This is a genomic window from Campylobacter sp. DY7 (genome assembly GCF_057802535.1).
Window position 1 is genome coordinate 35,918 of record NZ_JBYJAU010000004.1, and the last position, 22,074, is coordinate 57,991.

The following is a 22,074-nucleotide window of genomic DNA, read 5'->3' on the forward strand; positions in this document are numbered from 1 at the left end:
ATGTTATCAATGTTTGGGTATGGAAATGTTGCTAAAGCAATTACTAGCACTTACAAAAAAGGCGAGTGGAATATATATGATGATAAATTTAGCGTAGCTAGTGAAGATGAATTTGGCAATAAACTTTTGCCTGTAAATGAGTTTAATCCTGAGCTAAGTAGCATTGAAGTTGTAAGTCCTGGAATCGCACCTAATCATATTTTATGCAAAAAGGCAAGAAATCTTACAAGCGAGATTGATTTTTATAATGAAGCATTAGGGCTTAGTATTTGGGTAAGTGGAACAAACGGTAAAACTACAACAACTGAGATGATAGCTCATTTATTAGATATTGAAGCTGGAGCAAATATAGGAAAACCTTTGGCTTTAATGAATCTTAAAGCACCTTTAGTAGTGCTTGAGATGAGCTCTTTTGCTCTTCATTATACTAAGGTTGCAAGACCTGAGCTTTATGTATTACTTCCTATTTGTGATGATCATATAAGTTGGCATGGAAGTTTTAGCAATTACGAAAAAGCAAAGCTTGATTTGATTTTTAGAATGAATAAAACTGCTAGCGTAATAGTTCCTAAAAAATATGAAAAATATTTAGAGAATGCAAAATGTATTAAATATTTTTATGAAAACTCAAGCGATTTAGCAAAAACTTTTGATATTGATTTAGCTAGATTAAATTATAAAGAGCCGTTTTTATTAGATGCGTGTTTAGCATTAGCAGCTACAAAAATAATTAGTAGTGAGATTAAATATGATAAATTAAGTTTATTTAAAATCGGTCGTCATAGGGTTGAGGTATTTAAAGATAGTAAAAATAGAACTTGGATTGATGATAGCAAGGCTACAAATATTTCCGCAGCACTTGCAGCGATTAATAGTTTCAAAGAACCCCTGCATTTAATTGCAGGTGGGGATGCTAAAGGTCAAGATTTAAATGAGTTTTTTAAATATTTACCTAAGAATACAAAGCTTTATTTAATAGGAAAGACAGATTTTAGCGACATTGCAAAGGCAAACGGATTTAATCCTATTAGAACGAATTTAAAAGAAGCTGTTGCTTTAATATATAAAGATTTAAAAATAGATGAAATTGCATTATTAAGTCCTGCGTGTGCAAGCTTAGATGAGTTTAGCTCATATGCTGAGCGTGGGGATTTATTTATAAAATATGTGAAAGAGCTTGATGTTTAGTTTTTTAAGACTTGCAAAAAGTGCTTTAATAAATAGCGATTATGAAATAAAAGAAAATAAATTAATTTATAAGAATAAAGAATTTTTATTGCAAGATGAATTAAAAAATCCTAATAATACTTATTTCGTAGTTGCTATTGATAGAGTAATTTTATTTAAGAATAAAGATGAAGATAATTTTAAAAATGCAAAAGCAAGGCAAAAAAGAGCAATTTTTATTACATTTACAATATGCCTTGCGCTTTTTATAGCATTATTTTTCACGGAATTTGAAATAGGAATTTCGTTTTTAACAATTGCAAGTATCGTGGTTTTTATACTTTCTATTTTAAATTATTCATTTTTAAAACAACAAATTTTTGCTTTAGAAAATATTTTAAGCAAAGTTTAAGAATTTTTGCATATAATTCAAGCTTTTACTTCAGGTGGTTGGATAGCTCAGTCGGTAGAGCAGCAGACTGAAAATCTGCGTGTCGGCAGTTCGATTCTGCCTCTAACCACCATTTTTATTTTTCCCCATTTTTTATTTTTAATCTTTTTTATTTTTTTCTAAGTATTAAATATTTTTCTTTATACTCCTGCAATGATTAAGGCAAAAAAGAAATTCGGACAAAATTTTTTAAAAGATGAATTAGTAAAACAGCAGATCATCCAAGCGATACCCAAAGATTTAAAGTCAATTTTAATTGAGATTGGGCCTGGCTTAGGTGATTTAACTGCTCCTATACTTAAAAGTGGTTTTAAGCTCACTAGTATTGAAATAGATGATAGTTTGATACCTATTTTAAATGAGCGTTTTAATAAAGAGATTTTAAGTGGAGATTTTACATTAATTAATGCTGATGTTATGAGCGTGAAGATTAGTGATGAGCCTTATTTTATATGTGCTAATTTGCCGTATTATATTAGTTCGCAAATTATCCTAAATGCTTTGTTTGATGATAACTGCACAGGTATGCTTGTTATGATTCAAAAAGAGCTTGCTGATAGATTTTTTGGCGATGATTATTGTGCTTTAAGCGTAATTACTGAATTACTTTGTGAAAAATCACTAGTTTGTGAAGTACCGCCTAGTGCTTTTGTGCCTATGCCGAAAGTAAATTCAAGCGTAATTAAGCTTATTAAAAAGCCAAGTTTAATGGATAAAAAGGATATAAAAGGCTTTAATGCTTTTATAAAAACAGCCTTTAATCAACCTAGAAAAAAAATGCTAAGCTCATTTTCAAATAAAGAAAAAGTAAAAAAAGCATTAGATTTATTAGGAATAAACGAAAATGTAAGAGCTCATGAGGTATCGGTTAAATCATTCTTAGAAATTTTTAAATTACTAAAGGATGACAATGAGTATAGATGAATTAAATAAGACAAAAATAGCTAGAAGTTATGAAAACGCAGAAAATGAAGATGAACTTTTAGAAGAATTAGAAGAAGAAATTGACGAAAAAAAATCAAAAAAGAAGAAAAAACGCAAGAAAAAAATCTTACCAGCTTCTTTAAAAGGTGATTTAGATTGGCAAAAAGCTTTAGCTGAATCAATGAAAGCAAACGAAAAAGCTCAAGAAAAAAGATTAAGCCCGTGGATTAATTATAAAGGTAATGCTAGCGTGAAATTCACTCCACTTGGTGGGTTAGGTGCAATAGGTGGAAATATGAGCGTAATTGAATATGAAGATGAAGCAATTATCATTGATGTTGGAATGAGCTTTCCTGATGCCGATACTTTAGGTGTTGATATTGTAGTGCCTGATTTTTCATATATTAGAAAGATAAAAGATAAGGTTAAAGCTGTATTAATTACTCACGCTCATGAAGATCATATCGGAGCGATGCCTTATTTTTATAAAGAATTTGATTTTCCTATTTATGCAACTCCGCTTCCATTAGGAATGATTTCAAATAAATTTAGCGAACACGGACTTAAAGATAAGTGCAAATTATTTAGACCTATAACAAAGCGTGAAATATATGAAATCGGCTCATTTAAGGTTGAGTTTATTCATATAACACATAGTATTATTGATAGTTGTGCTTTAGCTATAAATACACCTGCAGGAACTATCATTCATACAGGAGATTTTAAGATAGATCACACTCCAATAGATGGCTATGCGAGTGACTTACATCGTTTAGCTTATTATGGCGAAAAGGGAGTTTTATGTCTATTTAGTGATAGCACTAATAGTTACCGCGAAGGTGTAACTAAGAGTGAAAGCACTGTGGGGGCTACATTTGATTTAATTTATTCACGCTGTAAAGGTCGTGTGATAATGAGTACATTTAGCTCAAATATTCACAGAATTCATCAAGCGATTTCTCAAGCTCTAGTTTATAATAGAAAAGTTTGTATTATAGGCCGTTCAATGGAAAGAAACTTATTTACAGCAATTGAGTTAGGTTATTTAAAATTTGATAAAAAGATTTTCATAAGTGCTGATGAACTTGATAAATTCCCTGACGAAGAGATTTTGATCATTACTACTGGCTCACAAGGTGAGAGTATGAGTGCATTATATAGAATGGCAACAAGTGAGCATAAACATGTAAAGATTAAGCCAAATGATCAAATAATAATAAGTGCAAAAGCAATTCCAGGTAATGAAGCAAGTGTTTCAGGTGTGATTGATTTATTAATGCGTCATGGAGCAAGTGTTGCTTATCAAGAATTTAGCGAAATTCACGTAAGCGGACACGCAGCTGCTGAAGAGCAAAAATTAATATTAAGATTAGTAAAACCTAAATATTTTCTACCTGTTCATGGAGAATATTCTCATATTAGCAAGCACAAAGCTAGTGCTATTGCTTGTGGTGTAAATGAAAGAAATATTTATTTATTAGATAACGGCGATCAAATGGAAATAAGCTGGAATAAATTAAGAAAACTAAAGAGTGTTAAAACAGGAAAGACTTATATAGATAATCAAGTAGATAGAGAAGTTCAAGATGATTTATTAAATACTAGAAAAAATCTAGCAGAGCATGGAATAGTTCAGCTAAATCTTCATATAAATATGGGTGCAAAAACTCTAAATCACGCACATATTATAAATTTTGGTCTTGTATCAAATAAACTAGCTCAAGATTTTGGAACTGATGTGAGTAATTACATTAAATTATTCATTGCAGATGCAAAAGAAGGCATTATGAAAGACAAAAAAGCTTTTGAGCCAGCACTAAGAAACGCACTTAAAAAGTATTTCTTTAAAAAGTATAAGAAATATCCATATTTATTATTAAATATACATTAAGGATAAATTATGCTAGAAATTGCAAAAAACATTCTAAAGCGAGAAGCTTTCGCTTTAGAAGAAGCGGCTTTAAGTTTAGATGAGAGTTTTATTAAAATTGCTAATTTAGTTAATGATTGTAAGGGCAATTTAATAGTGGTTGGAGTTGGTAAAAGTGGCATAGTTGGACGCAAAATTGCTGCTTCATTTGCTAGTTGTGGAGTAAAGTCGTTTTTTATTCATGCAAGTGAATTAATGCACGGAGATTTAGGAAATATTTCTAAAGAAGATTTAGTAATTTTAATTTCATTTAGTGGAAAAAGCGAAGAAGTTTTAAAAATTATTCCTTTTTTAAAAGATAGAGCTTGTACTTTAATTAGTATTTCACAAAGTAATTCTCCACTAGCTAATTCATGCTTATTTAATATCGCAACAAATTGTAATGAAGCAATCACAAACCTACCTGCACCAACTAGTTCAACAACTCTAACACTAGCTTTAGCAGACGCATTACTAGCTTGTGTAATTGCTTTAAGAGATTTTAGTGTAAGTGATTTTGGTATAAATCATCCTGGTGGAGCTTTAGGTAAGAGATATTATGTAAAAGTAAGTGATTTAATGCATAAAAATAATCTTCCTATTATTAATAAAGACGCTAATTTAAAAGAAGCAATTTTATGTATGAGTAAGGCTAGTTTTGGTTGTGCTTTAATAGTTGATAATGAAAAATTACTTGGATTTTTAAGCGATGGAGACTTAAGAAGAGCAATGGCAAAAGAAGATTTTTCTTTAGAACAATTAGCCTTAACATATGCAAGTAAAAATCCTAAAACAATAATAAAAACAGAGCTAGCTCACAAGGCGTTTTCTTATATGAAAGAGAACAAAATATCTATTTTAGTAGTTGTTGAAGATGAAAAAATAATAGGTTTATTACAATTATTGGATGAGTGATGAGACTTAATAAATTTATTGCACACAATAGCAAATATTCAAGAAAAGAAGCTGATAAGCTAATTAAAGAAGGTTTAGTAAAAATCAATAATAAAGTCGTTTTAGAAGATTGGAGCGAAGTTGAAGCTAGTGATAAAGTTTTTGTAAAAGGTAAAAGAATTTATAAAAAAAGCGAATTTAGCGTAATCGTATATCACAAAGATAAAGGCGAATTGGTAAGTCATAAAGATGAGCGTGGAAGAGCTTTGATATTTGATAATTTACCAAGAGATTTTAGACATTTTAATCCTGTTGGAAGACTAGATTACGCATCTACTGGGATGCTTTTATTAGTTGATAGTCCTGTGATAGCTGATTTTTTAATGCAAAGTAACCTAGAGCGTGAATATTATTTGAAAATTAAAGGAACAATCACAAAAGAAGTAATCAATGCTATGGAAAATGGGCTTGAAATTGTAAATAGCTTAAAAGGAGCACACCCAAAAAGCAAAATCACAAATCTTAGCCTAAAGCCATTTTTAGAATACGAAATATTTGGAAGTAGTGGCGGATATACAAAGCTAAGAGTTATAATTGATGAAGGTAAAAATAGAGAGTTAAGACGTTTTTTTGCTGAGTTTGATTTAGAAGTTGTTGAGCTTAAAAGAGTAGCTTTTGGTAGAGTTGATTTAGGTGTTTTAAAACCTAAAAAATATAGATTTTTAACTAATAGCGAGTATGAAGACTTAAGAAGCTTTTTAAAAGAAAATAAGGTATATTACTAATGAAAAATTTAGAGAATTTGTATCAGGAATTTAAAGAATTAAGACATTTTATTCATCAAAATCCAGAACTAGGATTTAATGAGCTAAATACAGCAAAATTAGTTGCAAATAAGCTAAAAGAATTTGGATACGAAGTTTATGAAGGCATTGGAAAAACCGGCGTTGTAGGAGTGCTTAAAAAGGGTAACTCAGCTAAAAGCATAGGTCTTAGAGCAGATATGGACGCACTTAGTATTAATGAATGTAATAATTTTTCTTATGCAAGCAAAAACGGCTGTATGCACGCATGCGGGCATGATGGACATACTGCAGGGCTTTTAATGGCTGCAAAGTATTTAGCAAGTGCTGAATTTAATGGAACACTTAATTTATTTTTTCAACCTGCTGAAGAATGCTGCGATGAAGAATTATTAAGTGGTGCAATGAGAATGATAAAAGATAAAGCATTAGAACGCTTTAGGGTTGATTATATTTATGGAATTCACAATATGCCAAGCTCTCAAATGAAAGGCTATGAAAACAAAAAGTTTTTTATGAAGCGCGGCGTTATGATGGCTGGAGTTAGTGCTTATAGGGTTGATTTTATAGGTTTAGGCGGACATGCGTCAGCTCCACATTTATGTAAAGACCCAATAAGTGTTGCAAATAATTTCGTAAATGCTTTATATACTTTTAAATCTCTTGAATTAAAAGATAGTGTTTTAAATGTTACAGGCTTTTTAGCAGGAACAACAAAAGCATTTAATATTATTCCAAATGAAGCAACTGTTATGATAAATGTAAGAGGGCTTAGCAATGATGAGCTTAGCTTTATTCATAAAAGAATTAACGAAATTGCAAAAGGAATTGCAGCAGCATTTAATTTAGAAGTAAATGTTAAAAGAGCAGAAAATATAAAAGCAACAATAAATAATGATGAAGCTTACGACATTGCAAAAAATGCAGCTATAAAAGCATTTGGTGAAAATGATTGTGAGTTTAATCATCCGCATTTAATGGGTAGCGAAGATTTTTCAGCATTCTTAGATGAGGTAAAAGGAACTTATGCTTTCATAAACAATGGCGATAGCGCGAACCTTCATCATCCTGAATATGATTTTAATGATGAAGTTTTATTGCTTGCTAGCAAGTATTTTTCTACTTTAGTTTTAGACTATTTAAAAGATTAAATTCCGAATTCAAATTCTTGTTTTTAAAATAAGAATTTGAAATAGGTTTTTATGAGTTAAATTAAATAAAATATATTAAAAATTTTAAGTCTTTGTGATTAGATTTATGAATTAAAGATTATCTTATTAGAATTTAAAACTTATCAAAAAGATTTAAAATAGTATTTTTGTAAAAGCAAAATTACTAATCATAGATGAATTAGAAGTTGGACTTAATAAAAATGCTATAAAAAAATTTATAAAACACTGCCAAGCTTATGAAAATTCTATGATTTTAATAAGCCATGTTAAAGAAATTGCAGAAGGAATTTGTAATAGGAATTACGAAATCATAAAAAAGGTTTAAAATGTATAAAAAAGCTTTCTTATCAAACTATGAATTAGATAAATTTAAGGTTTATACAAGTAGTGCAAATAGTAGATTTGAAGTAAGCAAAAGATTTAAAATTAAAAAACTTAAAAATGTGGATTTTTTATTTAATTTAAGTAAGGTTGTAAATGATACAAAAGAATTAAAATTAAGCGTAATAAATGGCGAAATAGTAGAATTTAATGTCTTAAATCCTGCGTATGTTTTAGAAAAAAACCAAGAGATTGTAAATACCTTTACAAATTATTCTAGTAATTATGAAGAATTTGTAAGAAATTATGAAAAAGATTATGAATTATTTTTGCAATCACCTTTAGCTTTTAGCTTAAAACAAAGTGATATTAATTGTTTTTATGTATCAAGTTTTAAGGGTTATTTTGATTCTTTTTCTTTGCATTTAAAAAATGGCTTTGAGTTTTATCAACCTATATTTACAAGTTTAAAAGATAGTGAAGAATTAGTAATTTACGCTAATTTTCATCATGCTTTTTTTGACCTTGCAAAGGCTAAAAAATTTTATGATTATCTTGCTGAATTATTAAAATGAAAATAATTATTAATAATAAAATGCTTTAATGCTTGCTTTTATTATTAATTAAGGAGAACTTATGTTTCGTTTTAGTATTGCAGTAATTTTGCTAATGGGGGGGGGTGCTTATGCTAATGTTGAACTTGATTTAATAAATGTAAAATCAAATTCCATTGATGAGTTTAGCATTCAAAACAAAAACACAACAAGCACAAGAGATATTTTAAGAAATCTTCCTAGCATTTATTTAGGTGGGACAAATAATTTAAATCAAAAAATATTTATGCGTGGAATGAGTGATAGGGCAGTAAATATTAGCATAGATGGAGCAAGACAAGTTGGAAATAACTGGCATCACTCAGCTGATTTAGTCGTTGATACTGATATTTTAAAAGCAATTGAGATAAATACTGATAATTTAAATATTATTTCTTCATCTTTAGCAGGTAGCGTTAAGTTTAATACCTTAAATGCACTTGATTTACTTGAAGCTAACGAGCATTTAGGAGCAAAGATTAAAACAAGCTTTGCGAGTAATAATAAAGAATGGCAAAAAAGCTTGCAAACTTATGGCAAAAGCGACAATGGCTTACATTTATTAGCTTATATAAATCATAAAAACCATAGCTTTTCAAAAGACGCTTTAAAGCACGAAAGCGGTGGAAAAGGCAATAATTTAAGCTATCTTTTAAAGGGTGGATATACTAAAGATGAGCATAATTTAAATATAAGTTATGAAAATGTTGAATATAAAGGCGATTATCCATTAGTACCTGAATGGGCTGGAAGTGTTGCTTATGATTATTATCAAGGAGCTAACTTAATTAGTGCAGGAACAAGGGCGTTTGATTTGATTAATCAAGAAATGAGAAGAAATACCTTTGTGTTTGATTATAATTATGATTTAGATGAATATATAAATCTTAATTTTAAGACTTATTATACAAATAGAGCGCTTGAGCTTGATAACTGGAAGCAAAAAAATCTTTTAAAAGAAGATGTTTTAGAATATTTAAAAGGTGGAGTTAAAACTTATGGATTATATCTTGATAATAAAAGTGAATTAAAAACATTTGATATTTCTCATCTTTTTACTTACGGGCTTGAATATTTTAATACCCAAAGCTATGTTAAGAATAATTATTATAAATATAATTTAAGTAAAGATATAGCAATTTATGAAAAATTCACACCAGCTTCAAATGATATCTCTCAAACTCTTTCAGTATTTTTACAAGATAAGATGAGTTTAGGAGATTTTGATTTGATTTTAGGAACTAAGTTTAATAATTATAAAATCAATACAATTGCTAATTTAAATCAAGATAGAATAAAGCATAATTTTAATTCAATTGATTATGCTGCAAGACTTAAATATAATTTTTCTAAAGATTTTTCAATTTACGCAGGATATTCTAAGATTTCTAAAGGAATTGACCCACTTGAAATGATTGTTTTGCGTGAAAATAGAGCAAAGCTAAAAACAAATGAAGATTTAAAATACGAAAGCGGTTATGGATATGAGTTTGGGCTTGACTATCTTAAAGAAATAAATGATTTTACTATGGGTGCAAGTGCAAAATACTATAATAGATTTTACAAAAACCTAATTAGAGAAGAGACTAAAAGAATTGGCGAAGCAGGTGGATATTATACAAGGCTAAATGGTGGAAAATATAATATTTACGGAGTTGATTTAGAAGCAATTTTTAGCTACAAGCAGTTTAAATCAAGGCTTGGTTATTCAAGAGCTAGAACTTATGATGAAAAAGATAGTTTAGTAAGAGCTGGATATGCTTTAGCTTATAGTGATGCAGGAGATAAATATACTTTAAACCTTGAATATTTATATCAAAATTTTATTTTTGGATATGATTTAATTTATTTTAGCTCTATTTTAGTAGATGATTATATTAAACCAGCTTATGCAAAGCATGATTTTTATGTAAATTACGAAGTAAATAAAAATCTTGATTTAGGTTTTAGTGTTAATAATATTTTTAATAAACTATATTTTTCACACTACAAAAGAAGCTACAAAAGTGCTAAAAGCGCTGATTGGGAAGCTGGAAGAGACTTTAGATTTAGCATAAGTTATAGATTTTAAAAGGCATTTATTTGCCTTTTATTTTCAAGAATTTGAAATAGGAATTTGAAAAATGAAAATATTAGCTATTTTTAAAATATAATAAGCTTTATTTTCTTTGAAGGTGCAAATTGTTTAAAAAATATTTAATTTTATTACTAAGCTTATCTTATATTTTTGCTTTAGACATTGATGAGTTTGATGAGATTACAACTCCTATTAAAACCAGCGAAGAAGTTAATAATAATGGCACTATAAGTAGCGATAATAATGAGCTTTTAGGAACTTTTAATAATAATTATGGAGCTATTTTGCACGGAGATAACTCTATATTTAATATAGTAAATAATGATGGCTTTTTTGAAGGCTCAGGTCATAATATAAATGAATTTATAAATAATGGATATTTTTTAAGCTCGGATACTATTATTAACAATACTTTTACAAATACTTATGATGGCATTGTTGAGGGTAGTGGTAATGATTTTGCAAATACACATAATTTTGGCTTAATTTACGGAGATTTTAATACTTTTAATAATTTTATAAATTATTATGATGGTTGGATTTTCGGAGATAATCTAACTTTTAATGGAGAAGTTTTAAACGAATCTAATAGTTTGATATCAGGCAGCAATCTTATCTTTAATGGTAAGGTTACAAATAGTGATAATTCTTATATTTTTATAGGTAGTGGTGCAGAATTTAATGAAGTAGTTAATGAATCGGTAATTGATGGTAGCAATATTACTTTTAATGGCGAAGTACATAATAATGATACTATCAACGGCGATAATTTAATCTTTAATGCGACTTTAAATAATAATTTAGAAAGCACTATTTCAGGTGAAACTATGGAGTTTCAAAAAGTCTTTAATAATTCAATGATATTAGGAGATTATGTTAATTTTAAAGACGTAGTTGAAAACTATGAAGAAGGTTGGATAATAGGAAATGAAATAACCTTTACAAGTCCAACTATTAATAAAGGCGATATTATAGGAGCAAGGCTACATTTTCAAAATAGTCTAGAAAATCATTTAAATCTTGATTGTATGTATTCAGATTTTCAAGAAATAAAAAATTATGATAATTTTAGCGCTTATAAAAGTCATTTCGCAGGTAAGATTACTCAATTTAATAATGCGTATTTATACGCAAATGCTTCATTTTTTAGCAATGATTTAGATGGTGGAGATTATGAGATTGCTTATAGTAAGGTAGTAAATAATTCTATAAATGCTAGAAATTTTTTAGCAAGTCATACTTTGCTTAATTCAACTAATATGAATTTTGATAGCTTAAATGTATTGGATAATTCTCAAGTTTATGGTGGTTTTAGAACTAAAAAACTATATGCTAAAGATAGTGAGTTTGTAGTGTATTTTAACGATGGTTTTAGCGGTTCTATCGTAGTTACCGAAGAAATAAATGGAGAAAATAACTCAATTAAAATTCTTAATTACGACCCAAGCACAGGTTTTTATCCTATATTATTAGCTAAAACTAATAAAGATATTATGAATGATTTTTCGCTTTACACTATAAAAGGCTTTAGTGTTTTTGGTTTTGATAAAGAGCTTGTAGCTAAGATTAATCAAAACGGAGCGTTTTTATTAGGTATAGGAGATTTTAATTCTTTAGGAATTAGTGATATAAACGAATTATTTAAAGATGAATATAAAAATATTTTTGAAAATGTTAGCAAAGATAGAATTTATGCTTTTGATTCAGCCTTAAATAAAGTTGGCGTAGATAGAAAAATAATAGCAAATATTAAGGACAAATTTTATAAAAACGAATTATTAAATTACGCTATTTTAAGGCTTAATTTTGATGATATTAATAAAGATTCTTTTAATTACGAATACCATAGTGGCGATATAAACGATGATAATTATCAAATGACTTTATTAAAGTTTAATAAATTTAATGATTATTTTAATGTTAATAATAATTTAGGATTTTTCTTATATAAGCTTGATACGCAAAACACTTATCACAAAATCAAAGGTGGTGGAATATACGCTAATTTTGATTTTAAAGATTATTATATAAACACAGATTTTAAATATAGCGAACACACAAATAAAGTAAATCTTGATGATTTTGGGATTTTAGATAGTAAATATTTTCACGCTAATACAAAGCTAGAATTTGGTTTAATATACGACAATCTTATTATGTTTAAACCAAATATCGCAATGATTTTTGAGTATTTTCCTAAGACAAAGTTTAAAAATAAAGATATAAGGGTTAAATTATTAAAACAAAATAATTTATATTATAAACTAGGCTTTGATTTGATTTATCAAACTTATGATTTTGATTTAGCTTTTAGCTCAAATTATTATCAAAAACTTTCAAAACAAAGAGAAATGATTTTAAGAGATGGATATTCTAAAGAAATCTTAGAGCTTAATAAACATAAATCTTTAGAATTAGGTATCAAAACTCACTTTTTATTAAAAGATAATTTGCATATTTATTTTGATTTATCAAAAACTTTATTAAATAAAGATTTTGATTCTTATTCATTCAGAGCTTCGCTTGGATATAGCTTTTAATTTTAAGAATTATGAAATAAGAATTTGATTTGAAATTCCGAATTCAAATTCTTTTGTTTTTTTAAAGGGTAGGGCTTATTATGTCAAAATGCAATTGAAATAATAAATTCCAAAAGAATTACGAAATAGGAATTTGATTTTAAGTTGTGCTAATTTAACAAAAGCTAATTTTATTTATTCGCTTAATAAATCACAAGAATACTTATCTCCTAGCTTACAAGCTTTTTTAAGATATTCTTGCCTTTTATTGTTGTTATTTGTCATTTGAGCTAGGTTATAGCAAGATATTGCTAAATTATTTTCACAAGCTTTTGTAAAGATTTGCAATGCCTTATTACTATCCTTTGCAAAACCTATGCTATTTGTATATAAATAGCCTAAATTATTGCAATATACCAAATCACCATCATGGCATTTTGTCATTATATTCATTTTATCTTTTTGTGATTTTGGATAGTATTTGCCTAATCTTAAAGCTTCGGCTTGATTATCTTTATTCATAGTATAAACAAGCATCAAAATATCGCTTTCGTTTGCTAAGCTTGAGCCTAAAAAGGCTAAAGCTAAGATAATTTTTTTCATCAACTTACTCCTAAAAGTTAATAATTATTCCTTGTTTGTTTTTTGCTTACATTCTAAGCATTCTAAAAATGTTCCTTTTTTAAGCTCTTTAATAATCATAGTTCCACCACATTCACATTTTTCTTTAGCTAATGGATATGAGCTTATAAAATTACACTTTGGATAGTTGCTACATCCATAAAATGCTCCACGCTTAGAAAATCTTTGCACTAAATCCCCACCACATTTAGGGCAAGGAACTTCTAGCTTTACTACTTCTTTTTTTGGTTTTTCTTCTTTCGTTTCGTTTGCTGTTTCGTTTAAATTCCTTGAATATTTGCATTTAGGATAGCCACTACAAGCTATGAATTTGCCAAATCTTCCTTCACGAATTAATAATTCTTTGCCACAATCAGGACAATTCTCGCCTAATTTTTCAACTTGTTTTTGACTTTGAATGCTTGTTTTTCCATCATTTATTTTTGTAATAAATGGCTCATAAAATTCGTTTAAAACTTCATCTAAATCACGCCCATGGGTTGCAATCTCATCTAAACGCTCTTCCATAGTGCTAGTAAATTTAGCATCTACAATTTGCATAAAATGCTCTTCTAAAAATTCTATAATTTTTTCACCTTTTTCACTAGGAATTAGCTGTTTTTTCTCAACATTTACATAATCTCTATCTATTAAAAGGCTTGTTGTAGGAGCGTATGTAGAAGGTCTTCCTATGCCTAATTCTTCAAGCTGTTTAATAAGACTTGCTTCATTGTATCTTGCAGGTGGTTCTGTATGAAGTGTCTTTACTTTAGCACTTTGTAAAGTCATTTCATCGCCTTTATTTAAATTAGGCAATATTTTATCTCCACTAGCATCATCATTAAGTTTTAAATGCCCATCAAATAGCACTCTTCTTCCGCTTAATTTAAACTTAGCCTTATCGCTTGTGATATAAATAGTATTATTTTCTATCCTTGCATCAGCCATTTGAGTCATCAAAAATCTATCATAAATTAGCTTATATAATTTATATTCATCTGGTTTTAAATACTCTTTAGCAATTGCTGGAGTAAAGGCTGTATTAGTTACACGAATTGCTTCGTGAGCTTCTTGAGCGCCTTTGTTTTTTGTCTCATAAACTCTTGCTTTGCTTGGAACATATTCTTTTCCGTAATTTTTGTTAATTTGTTCTCTTGCAGCCTTAATTGCTTCTTCGCTTAAGTTTAAACTATCTGTTCTCATATAAGTTATAGCACCCATAAAACCTGCATGAGTTTGAACGCCTTCGTATAAAGTCTGTGCTAACATCATTGTTTTTTTCGGTGAAAAGCCTAATTTTGAGCTAGCAGCTTGTTGAAGTGTTGAGGTCATAAAAGGTGGTTTTGGGCTATCTTTACGCTCTTTTATATTTACTTCATCTACGCTAAATCTAGCACCTTTAATGTGTTTTAAAATCTCATCAGCTAAGGCTTTATCAGTTAGGCTTGTTTTTGCTATTTTTTTGCCTTCATATTCTATTAATTCTACTTCTAAATCTTGTTTAAATTTAGTATCAAGTTCATAATATTCAATGCTTACGAAATTTCTAATTTCACGCTCTTTTAATACGATTAATCTTAAGGCTGCACTTTGAACTCTTCCAGCACTTAGCTTACTAGCAACTTTGCTTGATAGCAAGCCACTTAGTTTAAAGCCCACAATTCTATCTAGCATACGCCTTGCTTGTTGGGCATTTACGCTGTTTAAATCTATTTTTCTAGGGTGTTTTATAGCGTTTAATATAGCATCTTTTGTAATTTCGTGAAATACAATTCTATCATAGCTTAAAACATCGCCGCCTAAGATATTTGCAAGATGATAAGCAATTGCTTCTCCTTCTCTATCTTCATCAGTTGCAAGTAAAACTTTTGCACCTTTGCTAAGGCTTTTTAGCTCTTTTACTATACCTGCATGAGTTTTGCTTATTTCATAATCAGGCTCAAAATGTCCATTTTCTATACTAATTCCAAGCCTATTTTTAGGTAAATCCCTAATATGACCTTTACTAGCGATTACTGAGTAATCACTGCTTACAAATTTTGAAATTGTTTTTGCTTTGCTAGGTGATTCTACTATTATTAGGGTATTACTCATTTATTCTCCTTTTATTAAAACATTAGCGTATTCATCATAAAGTCTTCTATACTCATCGCCAAGTTTTACAATATTTTCGTTTTTGCTAATGTATTCTAAATCTTTTAACACTACATAATTTTTTAAAAAATTATTCGCATTTTCTTTATTTAAATATGTTTTAGCAAGATTTAAATAAACTTTTAAAAACTCATTAGCAAATTCACTAAATCTATTTAAATCTACTTCTACTAAAGTATTTTCGCCTAATTTTAAAACTTCGCTTTTAAATAAAATCTCTAAAAATATAAGCCCTTCGCAATAATAAGGCTCTATTTCTTTAGTGCTTTTATAAGCCATTAAAGATATTGCACGGCTTGTAATATTTGCTAAAAGTGGCTTTTGGTATTTTTCATCTAAGTTATTTAAAAAATCATACACCCCACCAGCACTAGCTTTAAATTCTTCAATATTTTTAAATACTCCATCTTTATTCATAAGGCTTTCAGTATCGCTATCTATAAAGAAAATATGTCCTGCTTCATGTCCTATTGTGCTAATTTCATAAATCTTTTTCCATAAAAACTCATCATCTAAAACGCTTTGCGTATAGTCGTTGTAGTCTTTGCTAAATACTTTTTGATTTAGCATAGTTTTTGGTTTTGATTTTGCTTTTTTATAGACAAAATCTAAAAATGCGAAGATTTTTTTGCCATAATTTGCCGATACAAATTCATCATTTGGCACAACTTGAGCTGAAAATAAACCATTTAGCTCAGCTCCGTAATAAATCGCAGGTTTGCTTATATGAAGTTCTATTTTATTTAGATTTGCAAGGCTAAGATTTAATGCACTTATACAATTTATATTGCTATCTTCATAGATTTTATTTAGGCTTGTCTTCATTTTATTTACAAAGTTTTCATTATTAAAATTATATGAATCATCAATTCTAATATCCCATTCAATAGCAACCGAGTGAGTGAAAGCATCTTCATAGTATTCTAAGAAATGTCCTACTTGAATAAAGTCTTTTACCCCCATCCAAGTAATCTCAGCATCTTGAAAAGGCTTAAGATTTAATTCTTTACTCATTAAAGCATTTTGCAAGGCTTTAAGATATTTTATATAAGGCTCATTTTTGTGATTTTTAGCAAAAAATTCATTAAAATATTCATTAATTTTTCTAAACTCATCGCTAAAATACTCAGAGTATGGTTTTAGTTCTGGTTTAGTGTCTAAATTAATAGCAAGTGCGTAAATCCTAGTTGCGATTTCGCCTTTTTCATCAAGATAATAAAGCTTATTGTTTTTAATAAAATCATAAGGATTTTCTAAGCTTTTAAAAAACTCATTATTTTTATTAATTACTTCATTCCATTTTGGCTGAATACTATTAAAAATAAGCCCAATTTTATGCACTAAATGTAATAAATCTATATAAAACTCATTTAAATAAGGGCTTAGATTTGTGATTAATTCTAAATGTCTTTTTTCATAAAATTCTTTTGCTATTTTATAAGCTAAGTTTTTTGCCTTAGTTAAATTAATATTATTTTTCTTGCAAGTATTTTCATAATTTGTAGTGTTTAATTCAATAATTCTTAATAAGAAAGAATTAAAGTTTAAATCATTATTTTCTAAGCCTAATTCATCTAAGGCGTTATTTATTATTTTGCTTAATTCATGTTCGCTTGTGTTTTTTAGATTATATAAATTAAATAAGTTTAATTCGTGATTTTTTATAATTTCACTTAACATTTCTTCTCCTTTTTTTCGCATTTTGCCAAAAATCTTTAAATGTGGAACACACTTTGCTATATGTTATAAATTATTTTGAACAAGGATAAGAAAATGGCAATTTCACCTATGAATAATACAATGAGTAGTGTAAGAACTGACATATCAAAACAAAATGTTGATAATTTAACCAAAAAGCAAAGAGATGCAGGATTTAGCTTAGATAATACAACCCATACAAGTGATATTAAAAAGCAAGAAGCAGAAGCTAAAGCTTTAAAAGAAGCTGATGGAACAAACCCTAATGCTAAGATTTCTCAAGAAGCTTTTATGAGATTATTGCTTGAAGAATTAAAACATCAAGACCCAACAAGCCCTATGGATAGTGATAAAATGCTAACTCAAACAAGCCAATTAGCAGCACTTGAAACCCAAGAAAAAACTAATAAAACAATGGATGAGCTTGCAAAAAGAATGGAATTGCTTAGCAATAGCGTTGGAATTGGAATGATTAATTCAGTTGGTAAAATGGCAATACTTAAAAAAGATGGCTTTACTCATGATGGTAAGGCAGTGGATTTACCATTTAACTTATACTTTCCAAATGGTGCTCCTAGCGATGTAAGAATTGGAGTATTTAATGATAAATACGAACAAATTGATGGTTTTACTATAAGTAAAGACCATATTATAAAAGGAAATAACAATTTCTTGTGGGATACAAGATATGAAGATGGAACTATTAGAGAAAAGGGCGAATTCAAATTCCTTGCAGAATACGAAGATGAAAATGGAAATATAGTAAAAATTCCTAGTGGATATTTTAAAATAGACGGCGTTACCTTTGAAGATGGCAAGGCATATTTGAATGCTGGAGATTTACAAATAAGCTTTGATGAAGTTAAACAATTTCAGGATGAAAAACTATGATGCGTTCACTTTATAACGGAGTTAGTGGGGTAAAAACACATAGCTTCGGAATGGATTTGTTAGCAAATAATATTGCCAATATTAACACAGTAGGCTACAAGGCTGCTATTCCTGAGTTTAAAGATATTTTTTATCAAACAGGAGTTGATGTTGGTGGGCTTAATAATTTTGGAGCAAATCAAGTAGGACTTGCTGCAAGTGGTCTAAGCTCAACTTTTTCTCAAAAGCAAGGATTTTTAGTAGCAAGTCAAAATACCTTTGATGTTGCTATTGAAGGAAAAGGCTTTTATGGCATAAAAGATTATGATGGCAATACTTATTACACTAGAAATGGTGCTTTTAACATTGATGCTGATTATAATTTGGTTGATAGTTTTGGAAGATTTGTGCTTGGCACTATGAATGCAGGTTTTAATGCAAGTACTATGAATGATAATATTAAACAAATGTATGGAAATATTAGCTCAAACGCTGGTTATACAATATCAAATAATGATTTAAATATTAAACTAAATGAGCCAAATGCACAAAGCCCTATAAAATTGCCAAAAACACTTTTTATGAATGCAATTGCAACTACAAATGTAGATGTTAAGGCAAATCTTAGCAATGAATTTAAAGAAGTAGATGAATATACAGAAATTAAAAATATTGAGCTTTTTGCAGAAAATAATAAAAGTACTTTTAAAGCAAGTAATTTAGAGCCAAATGCAAGAATATTTTTAGAAGTTGATAGAGGAAGTGGAAGCGAAACTATTGAAGCTTATGCAAATGAGTTTGGGGAATTAGAAAAACAAATTAGTGGAAATGTAAAAAGCTTTAGTGCAAAGCAAGTAAAGAGTGTAAAGGTAGGAGCTATTAATAAATTTGACATAGCAACTTATGATGCAAATGGAAATATAAGAAAGATTGATTTGCAAATTCAAGCGATAAAAGATTTAGATTTTAAGGCTACTGCTGTGTTAAAAGATGCTAAAGGAAATGTTTTAGAAGAAGTAAGTGGAAATATTATTTTTAATCCTGATGGCTCTTTAAAAATCAATGAACTAACAAATATAGGTGGAATTAATCTAAATCTAGGAACAGCAGGTGGGGATAATAAAGGCGGTTATGATGGATTAACCTGCATTGATAATGCAAAAATAGAGCGTTATGTATCAGCTGATGGCTATCCTGCAGGTATTTTAAGAGATTACAATATTGATGATAGGGGAAATATATTAGCAAACTTTACAAATGGCAAATCTCAAGCTGTTGCTAAGTTTGCAATATTTAATTTTATAAACGAGCAAGGTCTTCATAAAAATGGCGAAAATGAATTTAGCACCACTCCTGATAGTGGAAATGCAATATTTTTTAAAGACGCAAATAATGATGTAATTAATTCATATAAGATTAAATCAAATTATTTAGAGCAAAGTAACGTTGATTTAGGCACAGAACTTACTCAAGTTATTGTATTTCAAAAAGCCTATGAAGCAAATGCTAAAAGCATTACGACAGCTGATCAAATGTTAAAGCGTGCAATTGAGATGAAGAAATAATTAAATTTAATGCTCATAATTAATAATAATTGTTAAAATATTAAAGTTTTTATAAATTAATCCGATATTAATTTAAATTTAACAAAGGAGAAATTATGAGTATTAGTTCGGTTAGCTCAAGTGGCTTTACAATGCCAAAAAGCGTAAAAACTCAAGATGATGCAAGAAATGCAATAAAAGATAATTTAAAAAATATAGGAATTGACTTAGGAGATAGGGACTTAAGTAGTGTTAGTGGTAAGGATATTACTAATGCTTATATAGCACAAAGCATGCAATTAAGTTCTACTCAATTTAGCGTTCAAGGAAATATCGCAAGTTTTTCAAAAAACGAAATGCAACTTAGCACTTTCTTAGGAACTTTAGGCAAATTAGGAAGTGGTTTTGAAAATTTACAAGATTTAACACCTGAAAAAGCAAAAGAATTAATTAGCGAAGATGGCTACTGGGGAAGTAAGCAAACAGGCGATAGAATAGCTGGTTTTGTTCTAGCTGGTGCTGGAGATGATATAGAAAAACTAAAAGCTGGTCGTGAAGGTATCATGCGTGGATTTAAACAAGCTGATAAAATGCTAGGCGGATTTAGCAAAGGTTATGATGATATTGCAAATGCTACAATAGAAAGAGCTGTAAAAGCAATAGATGACAAAATTGCTGAATTAGGCGGAAATCTAGTAGATATTAAAGCATAATTTATTTTTCCTACTTCTAGTTTAGAAGTAGGGCTTAGGTTTTAAATGTTTAAAAATATCTTCTTAAAAACTTTTTTAAATGTGTTCTTATTAAACTTTAATGCTAATTTAAGCAAAAATGACTTTTTTAAGTTTTGGGGTGTTATTTCTTTAGTATCGCTTTTTATACATGGTTTATTATTAATTGATTATAGTGTTTATATAAAATTTACTGAATTCTACCGATGTTTAGCAGAGATATTAGTTTTTACACTTATTTTTACTCTTATTTATAGGGCGAAAAAGTATAAAAAATTTGTATTTATTTTAATTATATTTTTTCCTTTTATTTTGTTTGCTTCAAGTTATTTTACGGATTGTTATATATGCATATTTTTTGCTTTTTTATTCTTGATATTGTTTTTGAGTTTGCGTGATAATGAAACAAATCTTAATATTAATTTAGGCAAAAAAGAATTAATCATAAGACTTATATTTATTGCTTTAATAAATATATTTTTATTTAAACAAAGCTTGATATTAGCATTTTTTATTATTAGCTTTATTGCAACTCTTATATATCTAATAAAAAATTATAAGAATTTGAAATAGGAATTAGATTATTGTCTATTATCAACACCCCATTTACACATTAAATCAAGTATAGGAATCAAGCTTTCTCCCCTTTTACTCAAACTATATTCAACCTTTGGTGGGATTTGTGGGTATTCGGTGCGAATTATTAAATCATCACTTTCAAGCTCTTTTAAAGCTTTTGTTAAACTCTTAAAAGAAACTCCATCAATTAGCCTTTTAAGCTCATTGTATCTTATAACCTTATGTCTTGATAATAGATATAAAACACTCATTTTATACTTGCTTGAAATTAAGCCTAGTGTATAATAAAATCCACATTGACCTATATATTTTTCTTTTTCCCAGTATTCCATAACACTCTCCTTTTAGTTAGTATCTAACAAAATTATTCGTATTGACTAAAAATTAGGTGTAAATTATAATGTTTTTTCATTTTTTACACAAGGAGATTTTATGAAAAATGTTTTACTTATTAATGGTGCTAAAGCCTTTGGGTTTTCAGAAGCAAAATTAAGTGCAAGTCTTTGTCAAGTTGCATTTGATACTTTGAGTGAAAATGGTTTTAAAGTAGAGCAAACCATTATTGATGAAGGGTATGAGATAGAAGCTGAAGTAGAAAAAATATTAAGAGCAGATATTATTATCTTTCAAGTGCAAGGATTTTGGATGAATGCACCTTGGATAGTTTGGGAATATATTTCAAAAGTTTATTTAAGTGGTGCTGGAAAATTATGGGAAAATGACGGCAGAAGTAGAAACGATGCAAGTAAAAAATACGGCTCAGGTGGGCTTTGTCAAGGTAAAAAATTTATGATTTCTTGGACTTGGAATGCACCTGAGGAGGCATTTACAGATAAAAATCAGTTTTTTGGTGGTGTTGGTATTGATGGAGTTGGTATAAGCATTATGAAAACTCATGAATTTTTAGGTATGAAAGCGCTTAAAACCTTTGCTTGCTATGACGTGCATAAAGAAAATCAAGGCGAAAAATACCTAAAAGAATATAAAGAACATATTTTAAACGAAATTGTAAAAAAGCATTAAATTAAAATTATTAAGCCATATTAC

Annotated in this window: 19 protein-coding genes and 1 tRNA gene; 16 read left to right on the forward strand and 4 right to left on the reverse strand. The window is 28.6% G+C overall.

Going from position 1 to position 22,074, the window contains the following annotated elements:
• From murD to AC1B00_RS03680, 11 genes are all read left to right on the forward strand, one after another.
• Positions 1 to 1,188, forward strand: a complete 1,188-nt coding sequence (gene murD / locus AC1B00_RS03630; protein WP_488848167.1) for a UDP-N-acetylmuramoyl-L-alanine--D-glutamate ligase — start codon at positions 1 to 3, stop codon at positions 1,186 to 1,188.
• Positions 1,181 to 1,579, forward strand: a complete 399-nt coding sequence (locus tag AC1B00_RS03635; protein ID WP_488848168.1) for a hypothetical protein — start codon at positions 1,181 to 1,183, stop codon at positions 1,577 to 1,579. Before murD ends, AC1B00_RS03635 begins: the two co-directional genes overlap by 8 nt.
• Before the next feature lie 36 nt (positions 1,580 to 1,615).
• A tRNA-Phe gene (locus tag AC1B00_RS03640) sits at positions 1,616 to 1,691 on the forward strand.
• Between the two features lie 80 nt (positions 1,692 to 1,771).
• The gene (gene rsmA, locus AC1B00_RS03645; protein WP_239817294.1) at positions 1,772 to 2,542 is read left to right on the forward strand and encodes a 16S rRNA (adenine(1518)-N(6)/adenine(1519)-N(6))-dimethyltransferase RsmA; all 771 of its coding nucleotides are present in this window, start codon (positions 1,772 to 1,774) and stop codon (positions 2,540 to 2,542) included.
• Positions 2,529 to 4,433 (forward strand): ribonuclease J, encoded by a 1,905-nt coding sequence (locus AC1B00_RS03650; RefSeq protein ID WP_488848170.1) that lies wholly within the window; start codon positions 2,529 to 2,531, stop codon positions 4,431 to 4,433. Before rsmA ends, AC1B00_RS03650 begins: the two co-directional genes overlap by 14 nt.
• A gap of 9 nt (positions 4,434 to 4,442) precedes the next feature.
• On the forward strand, positions 4,443 to 5,366 hold the full coding sequence (locus AC1B00_RS03655; protein WP_239817292.1) for a KpsF/GutQ family sugar-phosphate isomerase: 924 nt from the start codon (positions 4,443 to 4,445) through the stop codon (positions 5,364 to 5,366).
• Positions 5,366 to 6,130, forward strand: coding sequence for a pseudouridine synthase (locus tag AC1B00_RS03660; RefSeq protein WP_488848172.1), 765 nt, complete (start codon positions 5,366 to 5,368; stop codon positions 6,128 to 6,130). Before AC1B00_RS03655 ends, AC1B00_RS03660 begins: the two co-directional genes overlap by 1 nt.
• A complete protein-coding gene (locus tag AC1B00_RS03665; RefSeq protein ID WP_488848257.1) occupies positions 6,121 to 7,299 on the forward strand; it encodes an amidohydrolase in 1,179 nt (392 codons plus the stop codon). Before AC1B00_RS03660 ends, AC1B00_RS03665 begins: the two co-directional genes overlap by 10 nt.
• Positions 7,300 to 7,646: 347 nt before the next feature.
• Positions 7,647 to 8,216 carry a CatA-like O-acetyltransferase gene (locus tag AC1B00_RS03670; protein ID WP_488848173.1) on the forward strand — a complete coding sequence of 190 codons (570 nt, stop codon included), beginning with the start codon at positions 7,647 to 7,649 and terminating at the stop codon, positions 8,214 to 8,216.
• 61 nt (positions 8,217 to 8,277) lie between these two features.
• Positions 8,278 to 10,305, forward strand: a complete 2,028-nt coding sequence (locus tag AC1B00_RS03675; RefSeq protein ID WP_488848176.1) for a TonB-dependent receptor — start codon at positions 8,278 to 8,280, stop codon at positions 10,303 to 10,305.
• Positions 10,306 to 10,415: 110 nt separating this feature from the next.
• Entirely contained in the window at positions 10,416 to 12,851 is a 2,436-nt protein-coding gene (locus tag AC1B00_RS03680) for a hypothetical protein (RefSeq protein WP_488848177.1), read from the forward strand.
• A gap of 174 nt (positions 12,852 to 13,025) precedes the next feature.
• Here AC1B00_RS03680 and AC1B00_RS03685 read toward each other — a convergent pair whose 3' ends face one another.
• The 3 genes from AC1B00_RS03685 to ciaB are packed head-to-tail and all read right to left on the reverse strand — an operon-like array spanning position 13,026 to position 17,285.
• The gene (locus AC1B00_RS03685; RefSeq protein WP_488848178.1) at positions 13,026 to 13,433 is read right to left on the reverse strand and encodes a tetratricopeptide repeat protein; all 408 of its coding nucleotides are present in this window, start codon (positions 13,431 to 13,433) and stop codon (positions 13,026 to 13,028) included.
• A gap of 24 nt (positions 13,434 to 13,457) precedes the next feature.
• Positions 13,458 to 15,545, reverse strand: coding sequence for a type I DNA topoisomerase (gene topA, locus AC1B00_RS03690; protein WP_488848179.1), 2,088 nt, complete (start codon positions 15,543 to 15,545; stop codon positions 13,458 to 13,460).
• Positions 15,546 to 17,285, reverse strand: coding sequence for an invasion protein CiaB (gene ciaB, locus AC1B00_RS03695; RefSeq protein ID WP_488848181.1), 1,740 nt, complete (start codon positions 17,283 to 17,285; stop codon positions 15,546 to 15,548).
• A gap of 93 nt (positions 17,286 to 17,378) precedes the next feature.
• On the opposite strand from ciaB, the gene AC1B00_RS03700 reads away from it, so the two are divergent.
• The 4 genes from AC1B00_RS03700 to AC1B00_RS03715 all read left to right on the forward strand — a co-directional run bounded on the left by AC1B00_RS03700 (position 17,379) and on the right by AC1B00_RS03715 (position 21,021).
• Positions 17,379 to 18,194 (forward strand): flagellar hook capping FlgD N-terminal domain-containing protein, encoded by an 816-nt coding sequence (locus AC1B00_RS03700; RefSeq protein ID WP_488848182.1) that lies wholly within the window; start codon positions 17,379 to 17,381, stop codon positions 18,192 to 18,194.
• Positions 18,191 to 19,738, forward strand: a complete 1,548-nt coding sequence (locus AC1B00_RS03705) for a flagellar hook-basal body complex protein (RefSeq protein ID WP_488848183.1) — start codon at positions 18,191 to 18,193, stop codon at positions 19,736 to 19,738. The genes AC1B00_RS03700 and AC1B00_RS03705 overlap by 4 nt, the downstream gene beginning before the upstream one ends.
• Before the next feature lie 95 nt (positions 19,739 to 19,833).
• A complete protein-coding gene (locus tag AC1B00_RS03710) occupies positions 19,834 to 20,430 on the forward strand; it encodes a hydrogenase-4 component G (RefSeq protein WP_488848184.1) in 597 nt (198 codons plus the stop codon).
• Between the two features lie 45 nt (positions 20,431 to 20,475).
• The gene (locus AC1B00_RS03715; RefSeq protein WP_488848185.1) at positions 20,476 to 21,021 is read left to right on the forward strand and encodes a hypothetical protein; all 546 of its coding nucleotides are present in this window, start codon (positions 20,476 to 20,478) and stop codon (positions 21,019 to 21,021) included.
• A gap of 8 nt (positions 21,022 to 21,029) precedes the next feature.
• Here AC1B00_RS03715 and AC1B00_RS03720 read toward each other — a convergent pair whose 3' ends face one another.
• Entirely contained in the window at positions 21,030 to 21,359 is a 330-nt protein-coding gene (locus AC1B00_RS03720; protein ID WP_488848187.1) for a winged helix-turn-helix transcriptional regulator, read from the reverse strand.
• A 100-nt stretch (positions 21,360 to 21,459) separates the two neighbouring features.
• Between AC1B00_RS03720 and AC1B00_RS03725 the strand changes: the two genes are divergently transcribed.
• Positions 21,460 to 22,050: an NAD(P)H-dependent oxidoreductase gene (locus tag AC1B00_RS03725; protein ID WP_488848188.1), complete on the forward strand. Its 591-nt coding sequence runs from the start codon at positions 21,460 to 21,462 to the stop codon at positions 22,048 to 22,050.
• The last annotated feature ends 24 nt before the right edge of the window (positions 22,051 to 22,074 follow it).

What these genes read in the sequence shown, in the direction of transcription:
- AC1B00_RS03635 (WP_488848168.1), top strand. Translation starts at nt 1,181, where the DNA reads ATGTTTAGTTTTTTAAGACTTGCAAAAAGTGCTTTAATAAATAGCGAT.
- AC1B00_RS03720 (WP_488848187.1), bottom strand. Translation starts at nt 21,359, where the DNA reads ATGGAATACTGGGAAAAAGAAAAATATATAGGTCAATGTGGATTTTAT.
- ciaB (WP_488848181.1), bottom strand. Translation starts at nt 17,285, where the DNA reads ATGTTAAGTGAAATTATAAAAAATCACGAATTAAACTTATTTAATTTA.
- murD (WP_488848167.1), top strand. Translation starts at nt 1, where the DNA reads ATGTTATCAATGTTTGGGTATGGAAATGTTGCTAAAGCAATTACTAGC.
- AC1B00_RS03705 (WP_488848183.1), top strand. Translation starts at nt 18,191, where the DNA reads ATGATGCGTTCACTTTATAACGGAGTTAGTGGGGTAAAAACACATAGC.
- AC1B00_RS03715 (WP_488848185.1), top strand. Translation starts at nt 20,476, where the DNA reads ATGTTTAAAAATATCTTCTTAAAAACTTTTTTAAATGTGTTCTTATTA.
- AC1B00_RS03660 (WP_488848172.1), top strand. Translation starts at nt 5,366, where the DNA reads ATGAGACTTAATAAATTTATTGCACACAATAGCAAATATTCAAGAAAA.
- AC1B00_RS03725 (WP_488848188.1), top strand. Translation starts at nt 21,460, where the DNA reads ATGAAAAATGTTTTACTTATTAATGGTGCTAAAGCCTTTGGGTTTTCA.
- rsmA (WP_239817294.1), top strand. Translation starts at nt 1,772, where the DNA reads ATGATTAAGGCAAAAAAGAAATTCGGACAAAATTTTTTAAAAGATGAA.
- AC1B00_RS03700 (WP_488848182.1), top strand. Translation starts at nt 17,379, where the DNA reads ATGGCAATTTCACCTATGAATAATACAATGAGTAGTGTAAGAACTGAC.
- AC1B00_RS03670 (WP_488848173.1), top strand. Translation starts at nt 7,647, where the DNA reads ATGTATAAAAAAGCTTTCTTATCAAACTATGAATTAGATAAATTTAAG.
- AC1B00_RS03710 (WP_488848184.1), top strand. Translation starts at nt 19,834, where the DNA reads ATGAGTATTAGTTCGGTTAGCTCAAGTGGCTTTACAATGCCAAAAAGC.
- AC1B00_RS03685 (WP_488848178.1), bottom strand. Translation starts at nt 13,433, where the DNA reads ATGAAAAAAATTATCTTAGCTTTAGCCTTTTTAGGCTCAAGCTTAGCA.
- AC1B00_RS03655 (WP_239817292.1), top strand. Translation starts at nt 4,443, where the DNA reads ATGCTAGAAATTGCAAAAAACATTCTAAAGCGAGAAGCTTTCGCTTTA.
- topA (WP_488848179.1), bottom strand. Translation starts at nt 15,545, where the DNA reads ATGAGTAATACCCTAATAATAGTAGAATCACCTAGCAAAGCAAAAACA.
- AC1B00_RS03650 (WP_488848170.1), top strand. Translation starts at nt 2,529, where the DNA reads ATGAGTATAGATGAATTAAATAAGACAAAAATAGCTAGAAGTTATGAA.
- AC1B00_RS03675 (WP_488848176.1), top strand. Translation starts at nt 8,278, where the DNA reads ATGTTTCGTTTTAGTATTGCAGTAATTTTGCTAATGGGGGGGGGTGCT.